The 264-nt window shown below is 57.2% G+C and carries 1 protein-coding gene; it reads right to left on the bottom strand.

What is annotated here, in order from left to right:
• Positions 1-264 (bottom strand): SDR family NAD(P)-dependent oxidoreductase (locus tag SB765_RS30590; RefSeq protein WP_410932613.1); only part of this gene is annotated, 264 nt, incomplete at both ends.

Here is a 264-nt window from a genome sequence, read left to right as displayed (position 1 = left end):
CTCATGGCATTCACACGGATCTTGCGGTCTTTCAATTCCATAGTCCAGCCGCGCGCGAAGTTGCGTACAGCCGCCTTACTCGCGGCGTAAGCAGTAAATCCCGGAAGCCCGAGCACGTTTGAGACCGAAGAGTTCAGGATGATCGAACCGCCGTCTCTGAAGAGGGGAAGGGCCTTCTGCACCGTAAAGAACATTCCCTTCACGTTCACGTCGAAGGTCTGGTCGAAATGGCCCTCGGTAGCTACCGCGAGCGGCGCGATTGTC

The organism is Pseudomonas sp. SIMBA_067 (assembly GCF_046534675.1).
Classification (GTDB): Bacteria; Pseudomonadota; Gammaproteobacteria; order Pseudomonadales; family Pseudomonadaceae; genus Aquipseudomonas; species Aquipseudomonas putida.
This window is presented reverse-complemented; position numbering and strand designations above follow the sequence as displayed.